The following is an 18825-nucleotide window of genomic DNA, read 5'->3' as shown; positions in this document are numbered from 1 at the left end:
AATGGATAAAATAACAGTCACTTCACCACTGTTACCACCTTTAGACGAATTAACTCCCTATCTTCAAGATATATGGCAACGTAATTGGTTAACTAATAATGGCCATTATCATCAACAGCTTGAAAATGAGTTATGCAAGTACCTTGATGTACCACATATTAGCTTATTTTCTAATGGTACTTTGGCGCTTATAACTGCATTGCAGCTACTAGAGCTTAAGGGAGAAGTAATAACTACACCTTACACATTTGTCGCGACAGCTCATGCAATAAAGTGGAATAATTTAACACCTGTTTTTGTTGATATCGATCCAACTACATTTAATATCGATCCGACAAAAATAGAAGCGGCTATAACTGAGAAAACATCGGCTATTTTGCCTGTGCATGTATATGGGACGCCTTGCAATGATGCAGCAATTAAAGCGATCGCTAAAAAGTATGGATTAAAAGTTATCTATGATGCAGCCCATGCATTTGGAGTAAAAGAAAATAATCAGTCAGTGTTAAATTATGGTGACTTATCTATTTTGAGTTTTCATGCAACCAAGGCTTACTCAACAATAGAGGGTGGAGCGGTTGTTTGTAAAACGTTAGAGCAAAAGCAAAGGTTAGATCAATTGAAAAACTTTGGTTTTGAGTCGGAAACACAAGTGAGTGTTTGTGGGATAAATGCAAAACTTAACGAAATTCAAGCTGCTTTTGGCTTAGTAACTCTGTCAAAAGTTGGTGATGCTATAAAAGCAAGAAAAAAAATAGCACAAACCTATGATTTTGCTTTGGCTAACGTGAAAGGCATACGTCTACTTAATAATAGCAGTAATGTACAAGCAAATTATTCATATTACCCTATATTAGTTGAACGAAATGACTTGCATATAAGTAGAGATAAGTTGTTTGATAAGCTTAAGGAAAATAATATTTTAGCTAGGCGCTATTTCTACCCACTAGTAACTGACTTTAAAGCTTATGAAAGTGATAATTACGACCCCTTTTTTGCTAGGTGCGTTTCAGAAAACGTTATTTGTTTGCCAATACATCCTTCTTTGACTAAGGAAATGTTAAACAAAATTATAAAGGTGCTGCTTAATGTGTTCGATTATAAACAGTAAAACTGGTGAAAATTTTAAAGGATATAATGGTTCAATTTTAAAAAATAGCACTGTTGGTGACTCTTGTGTTATAGGTGAGTTTAGCCGTGTTTATAACGCTTGCTTTCAAGATTGGATAAGGATTGACAGGAATAATTTCATTCTTGAAACACAAATAGGTAAATATTCCTATACTGGGCAGTTTTCAGTTATAATGCACTCGATTATTGGGAAGTTCTGCTCGATTTCATGGGGTGTTACTATAGGTGCCGGGGAACATGACTATAATAAATTAACTACTCATGATTTTCTATATAATTCCGATTATGACTTAAATCCAAATTTGATAGCATATGACCGCTTTATCAAACCTCTATCCATTGGAAATGATGTTTGGATTGGTGCAAATGTAACAGTTGTTAGAGGTGTTAAAATTGGTAATGGGGCTGTAATTGGAGCAAATTCTATCGTAACAAAGGACGTCCCGGCTTATGCTGTAGTTGCTGGCTGTCCTGCGAAAGTTATTAAATATCGTTTTACTGATGAAATAATAAAACGCCTAGAAATGGTGGCCTGGTGGGACCTTCCCTCTGATGTAATTAAAGAAAAGTTTAAAGCCTTTTCATCAGCTGATATAGAGGCGGCATTAAATGAAATTGAAGGTTGGAATAGATAAATGAATATATTGTTAACTTCCGTTGGGCGGAGAGGTTACTTAGTGGACTATTTCAAAGAGGCCTTTCTGGATGGTAGACTTATTTTTACTGCAAATAGCGAATTAACTTACACTATGCAGCTTTCGGATGGTTTTATAATTACTCCATTAATATACGAAGATGATTATATTGATACAATAATAAGGTTTTGTAAAAAAAATAATGTCTCTTATGTTTTGTCTTTATTTGATATAGATTTGTATGTTTTATCGAAAAATGAGAAGTTGTTTTCTGAAAATGGCATTACTTTAATATTGGCGCCAGAGATGAGTGTCGAAATATGTAATGACAAATGGAAGACATATGAGTTTCTTAAAAAATTAAATATTGCCACACCTAAAACCTATTTAAATAAAGAGGATGCTCTTTCTGATATCGAAAAAGGTATCTTAAAGTTTCCTGTGATTATAAAGCCTCGGTGGGGTATGGCTTCGATGGGGATATATGTTGTTGATAATGAGCGTGAGTTAGATGTTTTATACAGTAAGTCATGTAGAGATGTTTTTAAGTCTTTTCTAAAGTATGAGTCTTCCTTAACAAAAGATAATCCAATTATAATACAAGAATTTTTAGTGGGTAATGAATATGGTATTGATCTAGTTAATGACTTAAATGCTAATTTTTTTACTTGTATTGCGAAGCAAAAAGTACGAATGAGAGCTGGAGAAACAGATTTAGGTTTAACAGTTAACAACTCTCCCTTTTTAAATATTGCAAGGTTGCTTTCTAAAAGTATATTGCATAAGGGGATATTATCGGTCGATTGTTTTATCGTTAATGATGCGGTCTATGTTACGGAAATGAACTGCCGAATTTCGGGGCACTACCCTATAGGGCATAGTGCAGGATTCAATTTTCCAGAGTTAATGAAAAAATGGATTGATAATATAGAAATAGATGTCGGTGATTCTCATTACGAGACAGGTGTTTACGTTTGCAAGGAGTTGCTAATTAAAAGGTTGGGTTCTAATCAAAGTTATTGATTTTTAGAATTTAGAATGTGGATTAAACTTTTAAGTTGATAGTTGTTTCATGATGCTAAACAAAATTTTACCACCTGAAAGTGAAAGTGAAATCATTTCTCAATGGGTTTATGATGATAAGGTATATATTAGTTGTATATGTATTGTATTTAACCAGTTTAAGTATGTTAGACATGCAATCGACAGTATATTAGCACAGAAAACGGAGTATAGATTTGAAGTTTTAATACACGATGATTGTTCTAGTGATGGCACAACGGAGATTTTACTCGATTATAAAAGAAGATATCCAAGGTTGGTTAATTTAGTTTTACAAGAAGAAAACCAATACTCTAAGGGAAAGAAAATAACCCCTCTTATTGTGCCGTACGCAAAGGGCGAATATGTTGCTTTTTGTGAGGGAGATGATTATTGGTGTAAAGATAATAAATTGCAAGTTCAAATTAATGCACTAGAAAAGAATAAAGAAGTTGATTTGTGTGTGCATGACTCTTTTTGCTTAAATTGTAGAGGCTTAGAAAGCAATTATAGATTTCCACTTGGGAATTATTCAGAGGGTATTATACCCTTTTCCGCTTTTTCTGATGTTTATACACAGTTTAGTCCGACAGCATCAATGTTTTGCAGGTTAGAAGCGCTTCAAGCAGCTGCTATGAAAATCTCAAATGCTCCTTGTGGTGATATATTTTTGGAAATTTATTTAGGAGCTGGAAGGGGCTATTATAATGTTGACGGAAAGTTCTCCGTTTATAACCTCGGTTCAAGTGGCTCCTGGGCTGAGAGGAACAAGAGTTCAGTTAAAAGATCCATCGAGTTGAAAGAAAAGGTCATTGCTCATTTATTAAAAGTTAAAGAGGAGCTTAATCCGGAAGACAAGATGGTGGTTTACAAGAAAATTTTAAAGATCGAGAAAAGCTTATTAATTTTTAAGAGTCAAAGTCACTTCTTAGAAGCGATACGGGTTATACCTTTATGGTGTAAAAACATATATAAATCTAAGACGTTAGGAAAAGAGGATGTAAAAATTGCTGCTGGATTGTTAGGTTTTAGGTCTAAGTATTTTAGTGATAAAGGATAAGCAAGTGAACTTTAGAAGTGTCGCGGATGTTTCTACTATAGTAGATAAGAACTTAAGCTTTTTAACGCAAAGAGAGTACGAGCTGATTGTAGGAATTCCACGAAGTGGCCTGTTAGTTGGTTCTATCATTGCTCTAAAATTAAACTTACCAATAGTTACACTAGAGCAGTTTTTAAATAATAGTAAAGTAAAAACAGGAAAAACTAGAAAAACTCGAAAATATATAGATAGAACACACGGAGCTAGAAAAGTATTATTAATTGATGATAGTTACAATACAGGGAAGTCCTTTAAATCTGCACTAGATGAATTATCTCAACTTGATATTCCTGATTTAGTTATTGACAAAGCCGTTATCTATTCTTCAGTAAAGATCCCTGAGTTTTTGGATTTTTATTTAGAGTTTGTTCCGCAACCAAGAGCTTTTGAATGGAATTTATTTCACTCATCAATTGTTTCTAAGACTTTGTTTGATATTGACGGTGTTGTTTGCGAAGACCCTAGTGAACAGGATAATGACGACGGAGTTCACTATAAGAGTTTTCTACTAAATGCTCCTCCTCTAAATATTCCAACCCAAAGAGTTTTGGGGTTTGTAACTAGTAGGCTAGAAAAATATCGAAGTGAGACAGAAATATGGCTGAATGAAAACAAAATTCAATATGATTCACTTAAAATGTCTACTCATAAAAGTGCGAGAGAAAGACAACAAGCTCAAGACCATGGTGTAAAAAAGGGAATTGTTTACAGAGATTCAAACGCAATTCTTTTTATTGAAAGTGAGTATAAGCAAGCACTTCAAATAGTTAAGGTAAGTGGGAAGTGTGTATATTGTACTGAAACTAATGAGCTTTATCAGCCTGGGTGTCTGGATTTAATTACAAACAAGGAAGGGTTGAAATGCTATATTAAAAATAAATTGAAAGGCATTAAATTTGTGCGTGATATTTATTTTAATTTTAAAAGGCAAAAGTAATTTTGTTATATACTCTATCAATAAAAAAGTTTTTTATAACAGTGATCTTTCCGTCATTTTTGATCGGTATTATATCTGTTTTTTTTCTTTTTTATAGCGGAAGGTTTGTATTTAAACCTAGTGATTTGTATGTTTTTTATTACATTTCAGACTTGTTTCTGTCTTTATTTGGTATAGTTTTAGTGATTTGGTGTTTTAAGGGGCGTTGTCAAAATATGATTGATAAGTTTCATATATACTACAAGCCCAGGTTGAATGATTTCACCCTTTTTCTATTAATAATATCAACTTTTTCAATGTGGGATGCGTATAATTTCATTAATAGTTATTCTATCAATTCTGCGGCTGATTTTATTTCAGAGAGTCGAAGTGGAGGGTATATATCTCTTTTGAGTAAGCGCTTGATTGAGGTTCTACTGGTTTTTTACTTATGCACCAAGCAGCGTAAGCGAAATGTAGTTATACTAGTTTTAGGTTTTTTTGCTCTTGTTATTAATGGTTTATCTCGTTCTGAGATAGTTATCTTATTTTGGATGGTTTTGATTTACGTATCCTTTTTTTCAAATGTTGAAACTAAAAAGCTCTTAGTTTATTTTGTTGTGGGAATTGTTTTTGCTGTGATCTTGTCAGGAGCAATAACTGTTTATCAAGGTCGTAGTGGTAATATACCTGATGCTCTTTTTCAGTCAGTTGAGTCATTGTTTCGTTACAGAGTTTATAGTCTATACTTGTCAGAGTCTTTACTCGAACTGCCGTTAGATGAAAATAAGTATTTATTTCCATTCTTTGGTTTTTTGGGTGAGAGATTCTCTTTATTATTCTTTGATTTTGATAATTTGATTTCTAGTAATAACTCAACCTTTGTTTCTGATATGATTTTTTTTAATGATGGTGATAAGGCAAATGCTCTATATCCCTGGTGGTCTTGGTTTGTTTATGCTTTTGGCGGCTTCGGGTTGATTTATAAGTTTTTATTTTCTACGGTTTTCTTAATCTTTATTATAAAGGTTAATCTGCCGTTTACTTTTTTGTATTTCTTATATTTATTTGTGATTAAGCAATTTCAAAGGCATCCGTTAATTAATGCAACAGATTTCTATGGGTTGTTAGGGGTTGTTATCTTTGAAATTGTGTTTGTATTATTGACTCCCAAATTAATGCGGCTATACAAAAATGAGTAAAGATGTATCTCAACTAAAAGTACTATTTCTGTCTAAAAATATACCTGTTCCTGGCTTTAGGGAAAACAATATTATCTTAAGGCAGGTTCAGTTATTGCAATCCGCAGGAGTAAAAGTTACGGTATTTTATCCGAGAGAATTACTTCCTTTCATTGGTCGGTTTTTTAGAGGAAGAGCAGGTGCTATATCAAAGCTGCCCTCTGATTTTTCAGTTGAAGCGGTGCCGGTTTCAAGTTTTTATTACTTTAGACTTCCTAAGCTTCACATTTTAGAGTGGCTTTTCGTTAACTGTTTATCTAAAATTCTTAATCGTAGAAAATATGATTTTATAGAGAAATTTGATATTATTCATAGTCATTTTGTTTTTCCAGATGCTATAATTGGGTGTTATCTTTCAAAGAAATTTAATATCCCTCATGTTGTTACCCTCAGAGAGGGGGATTACATAAATTTGAAAAAGTCAAAAAGAAATAAAATACTGTTTGATAGAGTTTTAGAGAGTGTAGATAAAGTGGTATTGATGACTCCTTCTCTATCACGAGGAATAGAAGAGAAGTATTACAAAAAAATAACCACTATCCCCAGCTTTATAAATGCAGATTACTTTGATTTACCCTCATCTAAAGAAGTCCTTCCTGATGCAGGTGTCAATTTTGTCTGTGTTGCAAACTTTATATCTAGAAAAAATATTGATTGGTTATTAGAGTATTTCGAAATTAACGTTGGTAAAAATATTTCTTTGACAATTTGTGGTGAAGGTTCTCTTTTTGATAAGTATAAGGGGAGAGCCAAATTTGACAGTAGAATACAGCTTTTAGGTTATCAAGATACTGGTGGTATTCTAGAAGTGCTTGACAGCGGAGATATATTTGCTCTTCCTAGTGATAATGAAAGTTTCGGTTTAGTTTATGCAGAAGCTGCAAGTAGGAAAAACCTTGTTGTTGGTAAGAAAGGGACTGGTTTGTATGGTATTAATCAGGCCGGTTTTTTCTTTTGTGAGGATAAAGCTGACTTTTTTTTCATTTTAGATTATATATCCAATTTAAAAAAGGAGAAGATTGAAGCTTTGAAAGAGGCTAACTTTAGATATGCGCAGTGCTTCTCTCCTAAACAGCATTTGAAGTTGCTGTCTGATTTATATACTAATGTTAATGGGGCATTTTATGAAAGATGATACTTTGGTTTCTATAATTATGCCTGCGTACAATGTTGAAGCGTATATTGGCTTATCAATTGAAAGCGTTCTTCAGCAAGTTTATAAAAACTGGGAGTTAATAATTGTTGATGACTGCTCAAATGATAGAACAGTTGAGAAAGTCCAGAATTTCTTGACTGATAATAGAATTAGACTAATTAAAAACTCTAGAAATTTAGGTGGTGCAGGATCTAGGAATAAAGCTATTAAAGCTGCAAAAGGTCGTTATATTGCCTTTCTGGATTCAGATGACTTATGGATACCTGAAAAACTGGAAAAGCAGGTTCTTTTTATGTTGGATAGAAATATAGGTTTTTCATTTTCTGCACACACAACTATAGATGAACATGGTAATATTCTTGATGTAATAGACGTTCCTGATAAAGTGGATTTTAGAGGGTTACTTAAACATAATTGTATAGGTTGTCTAACTGCGATGTATGATACAGAACCTCATGGTAAAATTTATATGCCTTTGGTTAAAAAACGTCAGGACTTTGCGTTATGGCTAGAGCTTTTAAAGTTATTCGATTATTCATATGCTTATCACGAAAGTTTAGGTTTTTATAGGATTCGGTCAGGCTCTCTTTCTCGAAGTAAGTCTGATGCGTTTAAATATTATTGGCGTGTACTGCGTCGGGTGGGCAATTGCGGCTATCTCTCAGCAGCATATAACTTATCATGCTATTTGTTTATCGTGTTTTTGAAAAAAAAATACACAGCTCTTTATCATAAGCTTTTTATTAATTAGAGGGTGCTGTGAAGAATATATTGCTAACTGGGGCTACTGGGTTTGTTGGAAGTAATTTATTTAAATGTTTAAATAATTATAAGGTTTCTGTAATTACTCGAAACTCATTAGAAGTGCTTGATGGCGCTTTTAGAAAGTTTGAATTCCCTGATTTCTCTGATGATAATGACTTTACAAGATGTTTTTATGATATAGATTGTGTTATTCATTTGGCTGCGAAGGCTCATGTTCGAGAAGCTCAATCAGAGTTTGCACTTGATGAGTTTAGGAAGTTAAATGTCTTAGCAACTTTAAAATTAGCAGAGCAAGCAGCCGCAAAAGGAGTCGAACGGTTTATTTTTGTAAGCTCGATTGGGGTAAATGGAGTGTCAAATACTCTCCCCTTTAGTCATTTAGATGAAGCAAATCCGACAGAAAATTATGCGATATCTAAATATGAAGCTGAGGTTGGTCTTAGAAAAATAGCTAAGGATACTGGCATGGATGTGGTTATAATTCGCCCGCCACTTGTTTATGGTAAGAATGCGCCTGGAAACTTCGGTGCTCTTTTAAAGTTAGCAGAAAAAAACCTACCATTGCCTCTAGGAGCTGTTAATAACCAACGAAGTTTTGTTGCAGTTGATAACTTAGTCAACTTAATAATTACTTGCATCGAACACCCAAATGCAGCAAATCAAGTTTTTTTGGTCAGTGATGATGAAACTATCTCTACATCAAATATTTTAATAAAGCTAACTTTAGCATCAGGTAAAAAACCTTGGCTAATACCTGTCCCTGTCTCTATTCTAAAACTTGTAGCCTCATTTTTCGGTAAGAAAGCCATTGTTGAGAGGTTGTCTAACTCATTAACTGTAGATATTGAACATACAAAAAAAACTTTGAGTTGGAAGCCACCGATAACCCTAGATGAAGGTATTCGCCGCTGCTTTAAGTAAATAATTAATGGATTTATAGATGATACGTTTTTTCGATTTCTCGCTTTCACTTCTGGGTTTATTGTTTACTTTTCCATTTTTAGTAGTTTTATACATTATCGGTTTGTTTGATACTGGCTCTCCTATTTTTACCCAAGAGCGTGTTGGTCGTAACAAAAAGCCTTTTACTTTAGTGAAATTTAGAACCATGAAAGTTGATACAGCATCGGTGGCAAGCCATTTAGCCAATACAGCTTCAATTACGCCTTTTGGTGGCTTTTTGCGTAAGACAAAACTGGATGAATTACCGCAGCTTTGGAATGTGCTAAAAGGTGAGATGAGTTTAGTGGGACCGCGCCCAGGTTTGTTTAATCAAGAAGAGCTCACATATGCGAGAGAGGCTAAAGACATATATTCGGTTAGGCCTGGAATTACTGGTCTCGCGCAGGTGAATGAAATCGATATGTCTACCCCTGAGTTACTTGCAACAACAGATAGGAAAATGATTGAGACTTTGACAGTGGCTAATTATTTTAAATATATAGTAATGACGGTAACTGGCAGTGGTTCAGGAGATAGAGTTGGTAAACGTTAGTTTAAGATATTCTTTATTTTAAACTCAAGCTTCTTCATATTTTCCTCATACATTTTTGTTACTTTTGTGTATACATGCAACATGTACTATGCTTTAGTTCGTCTGCGGTTTTAGTTCGGATTTGAATAAAAAAGGGAACACAATGGATAGTTGGTTTCGCGCTTTGTTAGGTGCTTCTCGTAGCCAAAAGCGACTGCTCACCCTCGTATTAGATTCTTTATTTATTATTACAGCATTTTGGTTAGCGCTTATCGTTAGGTTAGATAGCTTAGCCCCACTAACTAACTATAAGAATTGGCTAGTACTTGGTATGTTACTACCAGCTAGTTTAGTTATTTTTGTAAAACTTGGTTTGTACCGCGCTGTACTTCGTTATGTCGGAGCAAATGCTGTGGGAGCTGTGGTACTTGGCACACTCATTAGTACTGTGGTGCTTGTACTTTCCTCATTTTTTACTCATACTGCCCTTCCTCGTACTATGCCATTTATTTACGCGTGGCTAATGATCTTATCTGTTGGTGGCTCGCGTATTTTAGTGCGAGCGATCATCTGGAGGCTTACTTCATTTACTAAAACTCCAGTGGTTATTTATGGAGCAGGTGATGCTGGTAGGCAGTTAGCTACAGCGCTCGCAACTGGACCGGACTATTATGTTACTGCGTATCTTGATGACGATAAGAGTAAACATAACGCTATTATTCAAGGGATTCCAGTAGTCGCTTTTGATGAAATTTATAACTTAATTGATAAAAAGCGGGTGGATAAAGTATTGCTCGCTCTTCCGAGCGTACCTCGATCTCGTCGAAAGGAAATTTTAACTAAGCTGGAAAAGTTGCCACTGGAAGTGATGACGGTGCCTGGTATGGCGGATGTTATTGATGGCAAAGCGCAGTTAAGTGAGATTAAAGAAGTTGAGATTGAAGACTTACTAGGGCGCGACCCTGTGGCACCAAAAGCAGACTTAATAGCTGCCAACATCAAAAATAAAGTCATTATGGTAACGGGGGCTGGTGGCTCTATCGGCTCTGAGCTATGTAGGCAAATCATCTTAAACGAGCCAAAAAAATTAGTGCTATTTGAGGTATCGGAGTTTGGTTTATATAACATTGAGAAAGAATTAGCTCAATTAGCATTAGATAAAGGGATTACTGTTGAAATTGTCCCTGTGATTGGCTCGGTACAACGTATTAACCGCATTGAAACCTGTATGAAGGCGTTTGGTGTTCAAACCGTATACCATGCAGCCGCTTATAAACACGTACCGTTGGTAGAACAAAATGTAGTAGAGGGGGTGCGTAATAACGTTTTTGGCACTTACTACACGGCAAAGGCTGCAATAAATGCTGAGGTCGAGACTTTTGTTCTAATCTCTACAGATAAAGCTGTACGCCCAACTAACGTAATGGGGGCTACAAAAAGGATGGCAGAGCTTGTGTTGCAAGCACTTGCCGAGAGCAAAGTAACTGCAAAAAATACACGATTCTGCATGGTGCGTTTTGGTAATGTGCTTGGCTCTAGTGGCTCTGTTGTGCCTTTGTTCCGCAAACAAATCAAACAAGGCGGCCCGATTACCCTGACTCATCAAGACATTACACGTTTTTTTATGACCATCCCAGAGGCCGCTCAGTTAGTTATTCAAGCGGGCGCCATGGGTAAAGGTGGTGATGTGTTTGTATTAGATATGGGGGAGTCGGTTAAAATTAAAGACTTAGCGACAAAAATGGTTCACCTATCAGGATTGGAAGTTAAGTCAGAGTCGAACCCCCACGGTGATATTGAAATTCAATGTACCGGTTTACGACCTGGTGAAAAGTTGTATGAAGAGCTTTTGATTGGTGACAATGTTGCAAATACTTCACACCCCAGAATCATGACCGCGAATGAGGTCAAATTGTCACTTACAGAGTTAGAGTCGTTAATGAAAACGATGGATGATGCTTGTCATAACTTTGATCATCAACTTATCCGTAAGTTGCTGCTAGAAGCGCCCACGGGCTTTAATCCTACAGATGGTATTTGTGACTTAGTTTGGAATGAAAAGCGTCGAGTGCTTACTACTCAAGACAAAGCAGAGCGAAAAGTTGTTAATCTCAGAAACCCGTAGTGGTTTGGCTGAGAAGTACTTTAAGTGATTGAGTTTGATAACTTATGTGGGATGAGCTTCTTCTAACATAAGTAGCTTAATGATGACAAATAAAGGGAATAAAACGGTTTTTTATTCTAGTTGTTTGGAACTAAACTTCTCGCGGGTAAGCCCGCTTCTACACAGGGTGGTCAACTAGAGGGAAATAAGGGAGAGTGGAACTGCTTTGATATTCTGTGGGCTTTTAAGTAAAAGTTCTCGCGGGGTAAACCCGCTCCTACAAAGGGTACTTAACGAGAGGGCAATAAGGGAGAGTGGAGCTGCTCAGTTATTCTGTGGGCTTTTAAGTAAAAGTTCTCGCGGGGTGAACCCGCTCCTACAAAGAGGGCTCAACTAGAAGGAAATAAGGGGTATTGAAGCAGCTTTGTTATTCTGTGTGCTTTTAAGCTAAAGCTTTCGCGGGGTAAACCCGCTCTTACAGAGAGGGCTCAACTAGAAGGAAATAAGAGGGGAAGTGTAGCTGCTCTGTTATTTTTTAGGCTTTAAAGTAAAAGTTTTCGCGAGGTAAACTCGCTCCTACGGGGTGCTCCTCAGTTAAAGCTCATGGGGGAAGCTGTAATGACAAGAGGGAGCTGTTGAAAATAAGCAATAGTAGATAACCGCCCGATTAGTTGCACTTTTAGAGCTAAATTATATCAGGTTGTGCGCGCGATAGTGGGCAGAACCTCTGACAGTGGACTTGGGTTTTTTTACAGTTCACTGTACGATAGCTGAATAAACTTAAGAGTTAGGGCAAGGAGTCCTCGTGAGCCTGTTCTACTTCATCTAATGTCAAGAATACAAAACTATAAATCGGTCTGCGCACATGTCAAAAACAAATACGATAATTGCAAGTAGCCTTGCGCTTGCTTGTATGCCTGTCTTAGCTGACACCCAAATAAATAATTACACTGCGTTTGCAGGTTATACTGGGTTATTAAACACACCTACCGCTGAAGTACTCAAAAAAGGCAGTATTGATATTGGTTATAATAATAATCTCGATCTAAATGGAGTGAGGTATGAAGATGGTCATAACTATATATTCTCAGCTGGATTATTTGACGGATTAGAGGTAAGTGGTCAAATAGCAGCAAGCTCGATGCACGATAATATGTTTAAATCAGAGGTGAAGGCTGAAGGGCAAACGCGAGATCTCTCCTTTAATTTAAAATACCAAATTCCTTTTATTCCTAAAGAGTGGTTTAACCTTGCTATCGGCGGTAAAGACTTAGGTGGTGCTGCTAATAACTACGAAACTTACTACCTAGCCGGTTCTCGTGAATGGAACGATTTTAGGTTTTCTGCAGGTTTTGCAGTAAGCGACCGTGCTACAGGGCAAATGGATGGTGCTTTTGTGGGTATTGAATGGCAGCCACTTGACTGGTTTGCATTACAGCTTGAACACGATGCAGATGCTGTGAATGCAGGCTTACGGTTAACAGTGCCTAAAGAGTGGATTTACGGTGTAGGTACGCTTACGTTGACTAGTAAGTTCTACAGTAATACCGACCATGCTGAAAAGGACACCTTTTGGGGAGTTAACTTTTCTATGCCATTATTTAAGCAGGCTCAGTTGAATGACCCTACTGAAGCGGCGCCTGCTCCGATTTTAGATAACCACAAAAAACGTGAAGCTGCATTTAAAGCTCATTATCAACAGCAACGAGAATTAGCTCAAAAGCCGCTAGAAGAAGCTAAACAAGAAGTAACTGAGCGAGATGAGTTTAGAAAGTCCCTCACATTACAAACTCGTGAGCTTAAAAATGCCCTAATTGATGATGGCCTTGAGGCTATTAGCGTTGGCTTCAATCGTGACCCACATATTGTGGTAAGTTTTGAGAACTATGTGTTTAATCGCAATGATATAGACGCCATAGGTTTGGTACTTGGTCGAATTGCAGAGCACATTGATGAACCAAATGCCAAATATACTATTCAGTTGCTAAACCGCGGTATACCTATGCTGTCAGTGCGTGGTGATATAGACAATTACCGTGAGTTTATTAATACCAGCAGCACGCCAGATATGGATATTCGCCGCGGAGAAATGGATCCAATCGGCAGTGTATCCTGGGTGGGTATGCCTAAGGCAAATAGCCCTTACTTTAGGCCTCGCGTAACAGTTGGGCCTTCACTAGATTCACATTTTGCGACTGAAATAGGTGTTTACGACTTTTCACTCGCAATTAAAGCCGATGTAGATGTACCGATGTGGTATGGCGGTGGTATTAGCGTTAGCGCTGAAACGGAAGTGGCTAAAACAGATGACTATGAGACCGGTAAACCATTTGGCCGCTTTGCAAAAGACAGTGGTGTTACCCAAGCAACGATCTATCAAACGCTAGATTTACCTTACGGTATTTATAACCAAACCCATATTGGCTTCTTTAAAGAGTTTAACGATTATACTGGCATCAAAAATGAGACCGCTTGGCTAAGTGAAAATGGTCGTCACCAAATTAATGCAGAAATTGGGTATTTAGAATATGACGACTTTGATTTAGACAGGGATTATCAAACCTTGTCATATCGTTATAACTGGGTCGAGCAGGATGTGAGCTTTCATGCCACAGCCGGGCGGTTCTTTTATGAAGATAGCGGCGTAAAGCTTGAAACGCGCTTTTGGTTTGGTGACAGCTATATTTCTGTATTTGCACAAGATACTGATGTCCAAGTAGCTGGTATCGCATTTAGTATTCCACTTACTCCACGCAAAGATATGGCACCTATCCGATATGGCCAAATTAAGGGCAATGAAGCGTGGCGTCATGAGGTAAGTACGCGTATTGGTGAATCGACTAATGCCTTAGTTGTTGGTCGTGCTCATACAGTTAAAACCCCTGTAAATTTAGACAAAACATTCCTTAATCAAGGGCGCTTATCAAGCAGTTATATTTATAGTAACTTGGCAAGGTTGAGAGAAGCGTATTTAACTCATAGGTAGTACAGAAGGCGCGGGGCAAACCCGCGCTTGTAATTTTTACACTGATAAACCGGACGTTATTTTTATCGTCAGGAAATTTGTTCCTACCACATTGGTCGTATTTTGGAGCGAGTTTACCTCGCGATATTTTGATTTGGCTCTTGCCTTTACAGTTCAGTTGGCTATCGGCATTGGTAACAATTTACCTTTTATGGAGAGTTAATGAGCCAAGAATGATAGATACCAGCTAAAAAGATGGGCTTGGTGTGTCTGTGGTCTTCTCTGCTGTATATTTGTATTTTACCATCGCTACTTTGTTAACTAATAAGCATTAAGTAAGCGTGTTTTTGCCACATATTTGACTTTGTTCATTGTTTATTTAATATGCCACAGGTATCCTACTTTCAACTGATCACAGGCGGTTGGAACTACCGCTTTTCTGTGATAAATTAAGGCAGCTAACTTCGACTATCTGGTTGTTTTATCTCGAATAGGTAAAGTAGCTAAGTTGGCTTTAGTCAGGGAGCGACTTAGTCCCTGTCTGTCTTAATTAAAATGATTTAAAAAACTTAAGCTCATATTGTCCACAATATGGCTTTTTTTATGAGTTAACGCGTCATCAAAGCGAAAGTTAACAAAAGGAAAACAAGGACTAATCATGATTACAAATAAAAAATCTCTACTAGCGCTCTCTGTAGCGTCTGCACTAACGCTTTCTGGTTGTTTTAGTGATGACGATAACAACGTTACTATTCCGCCAACAGAACCTACTGATCCAGTAGTTGTTGCTCCGGAAGCACCAGTAGCACTTCCTCTTGTTATATCTGCAAGCGTTGTAGATCAAGAAACTACTAATGTATTACCAGCAACGATAAAGTTTTTTGAAAATGGTGAGCCTTCACAAAATATCGTTGATGTAAACGGCGAAGTAATAACAGAAGTAACGGTAGAAGATGGTACAGTTGTCTTTGCAAAAAAAGAAGGTGCTGATATTTCAGAAATTACTGCTATCGTCACTGCAGATAACTACCTTGGTAAAAGCTTTATATTAGGCCTAAACGCGTCAGAAGGCGTTACTGCTGTCAATACACAGTTAGCGCTGGTTTCTTTAAACGGTACTGGTATTGTTGCTGATGTAGAGACGGCCACAATCGAAGGCGGTACAACAGCTGAGCCTATCAGTGCAGGTAAAGCGTCTGGTAAAGCTGCTGCGGGCGCACAAATTAAAGCTGGTACTCAATTGCTTAATGCTGCAGGTGAGCCAGTATCTGGTGAAGTTTCACTAAACGTTGCAGGTGCTGATGCATCATCTAGTGCAGCAGCTTCCATTATCCCTGAAGGGCTAAATGGTATGGGTGGTGACTCAGTTTCAGTACCTGCTGGCATTGCAACTGTCATTATGAATGATGCCAACGGTAACAAAGTAAAGAGCTTTGGTGGTGATAGTATTACTGTATCTATGTCCGTTCCTGCTTCAACCATGCTAAACGGCGAAAAGATCAAAACTGGTGATACAATGCCATACTCTTCATATAATGAAGATACAGGCGTGTGGACTGAAGAAGACAGCCTAGTAACTATTGGTGCTTATAATACTGAAACAGATATGTTTGCAGCTACACTTGAGACTAAGCACCTTTCCTCATTTGTACCAGTGTCTAGAGTTGCTCCATGTACATCGGCGGCCACAGTAAACTTTACCGGTGAAGCTGTGCCTGCGTCAGGTCTTTATGTACGCTTTGTCTCAAACTCAATTAATCTGACTCGCGCTCTTGCTGGTGGTTCAACATCACTAGAGTTAGCAACGGCTGAAACCGCTGCAAACCTTGGTATTACTGAAAATACGACGGTAGAAGTTCTGGTATCTGATATCAATGGCACTTCTTGGGGAAGTGCTGCAAACGCATCACTTTGTGGTACAGTTGATATTGAGCTTGCGAATACGAACCCAACAGTAGATGAAACGTTCTCACTAACCGCTGCATGTACAAATGATGAGACGCAGACCATTGATATGTCAGCTGCTTTGGTTACTTACGGACAACCTAATAGAGCTCGTTTGGTTGCATCTAGCACAGGTAATGGTCAATTTTCTTTGACGAACTTAGTTGAAGGGAATTCTTATAGCGTACAAGTAGATCCTCGTATTGAAGGTGCATCACCTCAGTCTTTCGAAATTACAGCAGATAGTAACGGTGAGTCTGGTAACATTCCTGTTACTTGTGAAGAAGTTACAGGTGCATAAGCATTTATCGTTATTGTGAGCCGTCTTAAAATAAGTTGACGGTTTGTTAAGGCCAATGATTTTATCATTGGCCTTTTTCGTGGTGTATTCGCTTGGACTATTGTATTTTGGCCACCCATATAAGCTGCCCAGCCCAACTACCTTAACCCTTTTAGTTCTTATGTTTCTACAATAAAATTATTTTACCTCCAGCCTAGACAATCCTTGAAGCTTTTCTATATTTAAATCTCAACATATCAAATTGCGCCACCACGCCAATGGGCGCTTGCTAAAAGGGAACAAGGATCCATCATGATTTCGAATAAAAAATCTTTACTCGCTTTATCTGTGGCGTCAGCTTTAACACTGTCAGGTTGTTTTAGTGATGATGATGACAACAATGTTGTGGTGGTACCACCAACAGAACCAACAGATCCCGTTGTGGTTGCACCTGAGCTGCCTGATGCACTAGCTTTGGTTGTGAGCGCAAACATAGTGGATGCAGCAACGCAAAGAGTGGTCGACGCCAATGTTCGATTCTTGGAAAACGGTGTTGCATCTCAAAATATCGTTGATGTTGATGGTAATGCCATCTCTATGCTTGAGGGTACTGGCGGAAGCTTTGCATTTACAAAAAAAGATGATGCAACACTAACAGAAGTAACTGTGAGTGTAACCGCTGATGGTTATATCGGTAAGAGTTTTGTGGTCAACTTAACGGCAGAAGAGGGGCAAACGGTGTTGCCCGTGCAGTTAGCGATCACTTCAAAAAATGCTGAGGGTGTATCAGATACTGTCGTTCCAGCAACGATAGGAGATGATGGTTCGTCTGCTGAAGCGATTGTAGCGCAAACTTCAGGTAAGGCAGCCGCTGGGGCTAACATTCCCGCAGGGGTTATTTTGCGAGATGCGTCTGGCAACCCTGTTACTGGCCAAGTTTCGGTCAATGTCAGTGGCGCGGACGCTTCAACCAGTGCTGTTACTGCTATTTTACCTGAAGGGCTGAATGCAAGCGGTGCTGCTAATGTCGAACAAGCAGTTGGGGTGGCAAACGTGTTAGTGAATAGTGCGACAGGTAGCAAAGTTAAGCAGTTTTCAAACCCAATCACAGTAACGACTTCTATCCCAGCAACAACAACGTTGAACGGTGTACCAATCAAGACTGGCGATACATTGAGCCTCAAATCTCACAATGAAGATACTGGGGTATGGACTGCCGAGTCTACCCAAGCCACAGTTGGGAGCTTTAATGCTGAGACCAATACCTATACTGGGTCTTTTCAAACTGACCATCTAACGTTTTTTGCCATAACGCGTTCAACGCCAGCTTGTACTAATGATATGGTGGTTAATTTTACTGGAGCTGCCGTGCCTTCTGCGGGCCTTTTGGTAACAGAAACCTCATCTGATGCAAGCGCAAGTGGTTACGCGCCTGGAGGCTCAAGCTCTTTAAGATTATTAAGTGGTTCGCTTGCGACTCGTTATGGGGTTTCTGCTGAGGCAACGGCTCGAGTCAGGGTATTCGACTTCTCTAATAACATTTGGTTTGACTCGGTAAGTGAAGTTCCAGTGTGTGGAGCGGTGCAGGCTGAGCTTGTTGAACCTGTAACCTATGTTGCTGAAACCTTCAGTCTAACAGCTACGTGTAGTAACGATGCTAATGTGTCTGTACCACTCACTGCTTCAGTTGTACGTTACTCTTTACCAGGTTTTTCTGCTAAAACAGCGGTAAATTTAGGTGCCGGCTCTTATCAGTTTTCTGACATGGTTGAAGGTTCAACATACAACGTGAGCATTAATCCTCGAGTCAGTGATACCAATGGCCCCGTCGCTACTCAAACCACGACTATAACTGCTGGAGGAGCAGCTGAGTCATTGAATATCACAATATCTTGCTCTGAGGTAACAGGAGCCTAATATTTTATAAAACAAAGCAGTAGAGCTGATATTTAGAACAGCTCTACTGAAAACTTCTTCCACAAACTGCACCTGTTTTGAAGTAACGGGTGATCAGCGCCATAAAAATCTCATTCCAAAGCTGGAGAAATTTGAAACCTCTTCTATAGTTTTTATT

The 18825-nt window shown here is 38.0% G+C and carries 14 protein-coding genes; all 14 read left to right on the top strand.

Annotated features, from left to right (window positions below):
• The first annotated feature begins 1 nt into the window (after position 1).
• The 14 genes from HUZ36_RS07725 to HUZ36_RS07660 all read left to right on the top strand — a co-directional run bounded on the left by HUZ36_RS07725 (position 2) and on the right by HUZ36_RS07660 (position 18668).
• Entirely contained in the window at positions 2-1111 is a 1110-nt protein-coding gene (locus HUZ36_RS07725) for a DegT/DnrJ/EryC1/StrS family aminotransferase (RefSeq protein ID WP_176032507.1), read from the top strand.
• Positions 1089-1766 carry a CatB-related O-acetyltransferase gene (locus HUZ36_RS07720; protein ID WP_176032506.1) on the top strand — a complete coding sequence of 226 codons (678 nt, stop codon included), beginning with the start codon at positions 1089-1091 and terminating at the stop codon, positions 1764-1766. The genes HUZ36_RS07725 and HUZ36_RS07720 overlap by 23 nt, the downstream gene beginning before the upstream one ends.
• On the top strand, positions 1767-2789 hold the full coding sequence (locus HUZ36_RS07715; RefSeq protein WP_176032505.1) for an ATP-grasp domain-containing protein: 1023 nt from the start codon (positions 1767-1769) through the stop codon (positions 2787-2789).
• A gap of 49 nt (positions 2790-2838) precedes the next feature.
• A complete protein-coding gene (locus HUZ36_RS07710) occupies positions 2839-3867 on the top strand; it encodes a glycosyltransferase (RefSeq protein ID WP_176032504.1) in 1029 nt (342 codons plus the stop codon).
• 4 nt (positions 3868-3871) lie between these two features.
• Positions 3872-4843 (top strand): phosphoribosyltransferase family protein, encoded by a 972-nt coding sequence (locus HUZ36_RS07705; RefSeq protein WP_176032503.1) that lies wholly within the window; start codon positions 3872-3874, stop codon positions 4841-4843.
• A gap of 215 nt (positions 4844-5058) precedes the next feature.
• Entirely contained in the window at positions 5059-6024 is a 966-nt protein-coding gene (locus HUZ36_RS07700; protein ID WP_176032502.1) for an oligosaccharide repeat unit polymerase, read from the top strand.
• Entirely contained in the window at positions 6017-7198 is a 1182-nt protein-coding gene (locus tag HUZ36_RS07695) for a glycosyltransferase (protein WP_176032501.1), read from the top strand. Before HUZ36_RS07700 ends, HUZ36_RS07695 begins: the two co-directional genes overlap by 8 nt.
• Positions 7188-7970, top strand: a complete 783-nt coding sequence (locus HUZ36_RS07690; RefSeq protein WP_176032500.1) for a glycosyltransferase family 2 protein — start codon at positions 7188-7190, stop codon at positions 7968-7970. Before HUZ36_RS07695 ends, HUZ36_RS07690 begins: the two co-directional genes overlap by 11 nt.
• Positions 7971-7978: 8 nt before the next feature.
• On the top strand, positions 7979-8905 hold the full coding sequence (locus tag HUZ36_RS07685; RefSeq protein ID WP_176032499.1) for a UDP-glucose 4-epimerase family protein: 927 nt from the start codon (positions 7979-7981) through the stop codon (positions 8903-8905).
• Between the two features lie 19 nt (positions 8906-8924).
• On the top strand, positions 8925-9479 hold the full coding sequence (locus HUZ36_RS07680) for a sugar transferase (protein ID WP_176032498.1): 555 nt from the start codon (positions 8925-8927) through the stop codon (positions 9477-9479).
• A 142-nt stretch (positions 9480-9621) separates the two neighbouring features.
• Complete coding sequence (locus HUZ36_RS07675; protein ID WP_176032497.1) at positions 9622-11583, top strand: polysaccharide biosynthesis protein; 1962 nt, start codon at positions 9622-9624, stop codon at positions 11581-11583.
• A gap of 844 nt (positions 11584-12427) precedes the next feature.
• Positions 12428-14548 carry a YjbH domain-containing protein gene (locus HUZ36_RS07670; protein WP_176032496.1) on the top strand — a complete coding sequence of 707 codons (2121 nt, stop codon included), beginning with the start codon at positions 12428-12430 and terminating at the stop codon, positions 14546-14548.
• A 637-nt stretch (positions 14549-15185) separates the two neighbouring features.
• The gene (locus HUZ36_RS07665) at positions 15186-16772 is read left to right on the top strand and encodes a hypothetical protein (protein WP_176032495.1); all 1587 of its coding nucleotides are present in this window, start codon (positions 15186-15188) and stop codon (positions 16770-16772) included.
• A gap of 291 nt (positions 16773-17063) precedes the next feature.
• A complete protein-coding gene (locus tag HUZ36_RS07660) occupies positions 17064-18668 on the top strand; it encodes a hypothetical protein (protein WP_176032494.1) in 1605 nt (534 codons plus the stop codon).
• The last annotated feature ends 157 nt before the right edge of the window (positions 18669-18825 follow it).

The organism is Pseudoalteromonas sp. McH1-7 (assembly GCF_013366255.1).
GTDB lineage: Bacteria > Pseudomonadota > Gammaproteobacteria > Enterobacterales > Alteromonadaceae > Pseudoalteromonas > Pseudoalteromonas peptidolytica.
The sequence above is the reverse complement of the archived record's forward strand: the minus strand, read 5'-3'. Positions and strand labels throughout refer to the sequence as shown.

Excerpts from the sequence above, each read along its gene's own strand:
- HUZ36_RS07680 (WP_176032498.1), top strand. The coding sequence starts at position 8,925 with ATGATACGTTTTTTCGATTTCTCGCTTTCACTTCTGGGTTTATTGTTT.
- HUZ36_RS07720 (WP_176032506.1), top strand. The coding sequence starts at position 1,089 with ATGTGTTCGATTATAAACAGTAAAACTGGTGAAAATTTTAAAGGATAT.
- HUZ36_RS07695 (WP_176032501.1), top strand. The coding sequence starts at position 6,017 with ATGAGTAAAGATGTATCTCAACTAAAAGTACTATTTCTGTCTAAAAAT.
- HUZ36_RS07665 (WP_176032495.1), top strand. The coding sequence starts at position 15,186 with ATGATTACAAATAAAAAATCTCTACTAGCGCTCTCTGTAGCGTCTGCA.
- HUZ36_RS07670 (WP_176032496.1), top strand. The coding sequence starts at position 12,428 with ATGTCAAAAACAAATACGATAATTGCAAGTAGCCTTGCGCTTGCTTGT.
- HUZ36_RS07725 (WP_176032507.1), top strand. The coding sequence starts at position 2 with ATGGATAAAATAACAGTCACTTCACCACTGTTACCACCTTTAGACGAA.
- HUZ36_RS07700 (WP_176032502.1), top strand. The coding sequence starts at position 5,059 with ATGATTGATAAGTTTCATATATACTACAAGCCCAGGTTGAATGATTTC.
- HUZ36_RS07660 (WP_176032494.1), top strand. The coding sequence starts at position 17,064 with ATGATTTCGAATAAAAAATCTTTACTCGCTTTATCTGTGGCGTCAGCT.
- HUZ36_RS07710 (WP_176032504.1), top strand. The coding sequence starts at position 2,839 with ATGATGCTAAACAAAATTTTACCACCTGAAAGTGAAAGTGAAATCATT.
- HUZ36_RS07675 (WP_176032497.1), top strand. The coding sequence starts at position 9,622 with ATGGATAGTTGGTTTCGCGCTTTGTTAGGTGCTTCTCGTAGCCAAAAG.
- HUZ36_RS07690 (WP_176032500.1), top strand. The coding sequence starts at position 7,188 with ATGAAAGATGATACTTTGGTTTCTATAATTATGCCTGCGTACAATGTT.
- HUZ36_RS07715 (WP_176032505.1), top strand. The coding sequence starts at position 1,767 with ATGAATATATTGTTAACTTCCGTTGGGCGGAGAGGTTACTTAGTGGAC.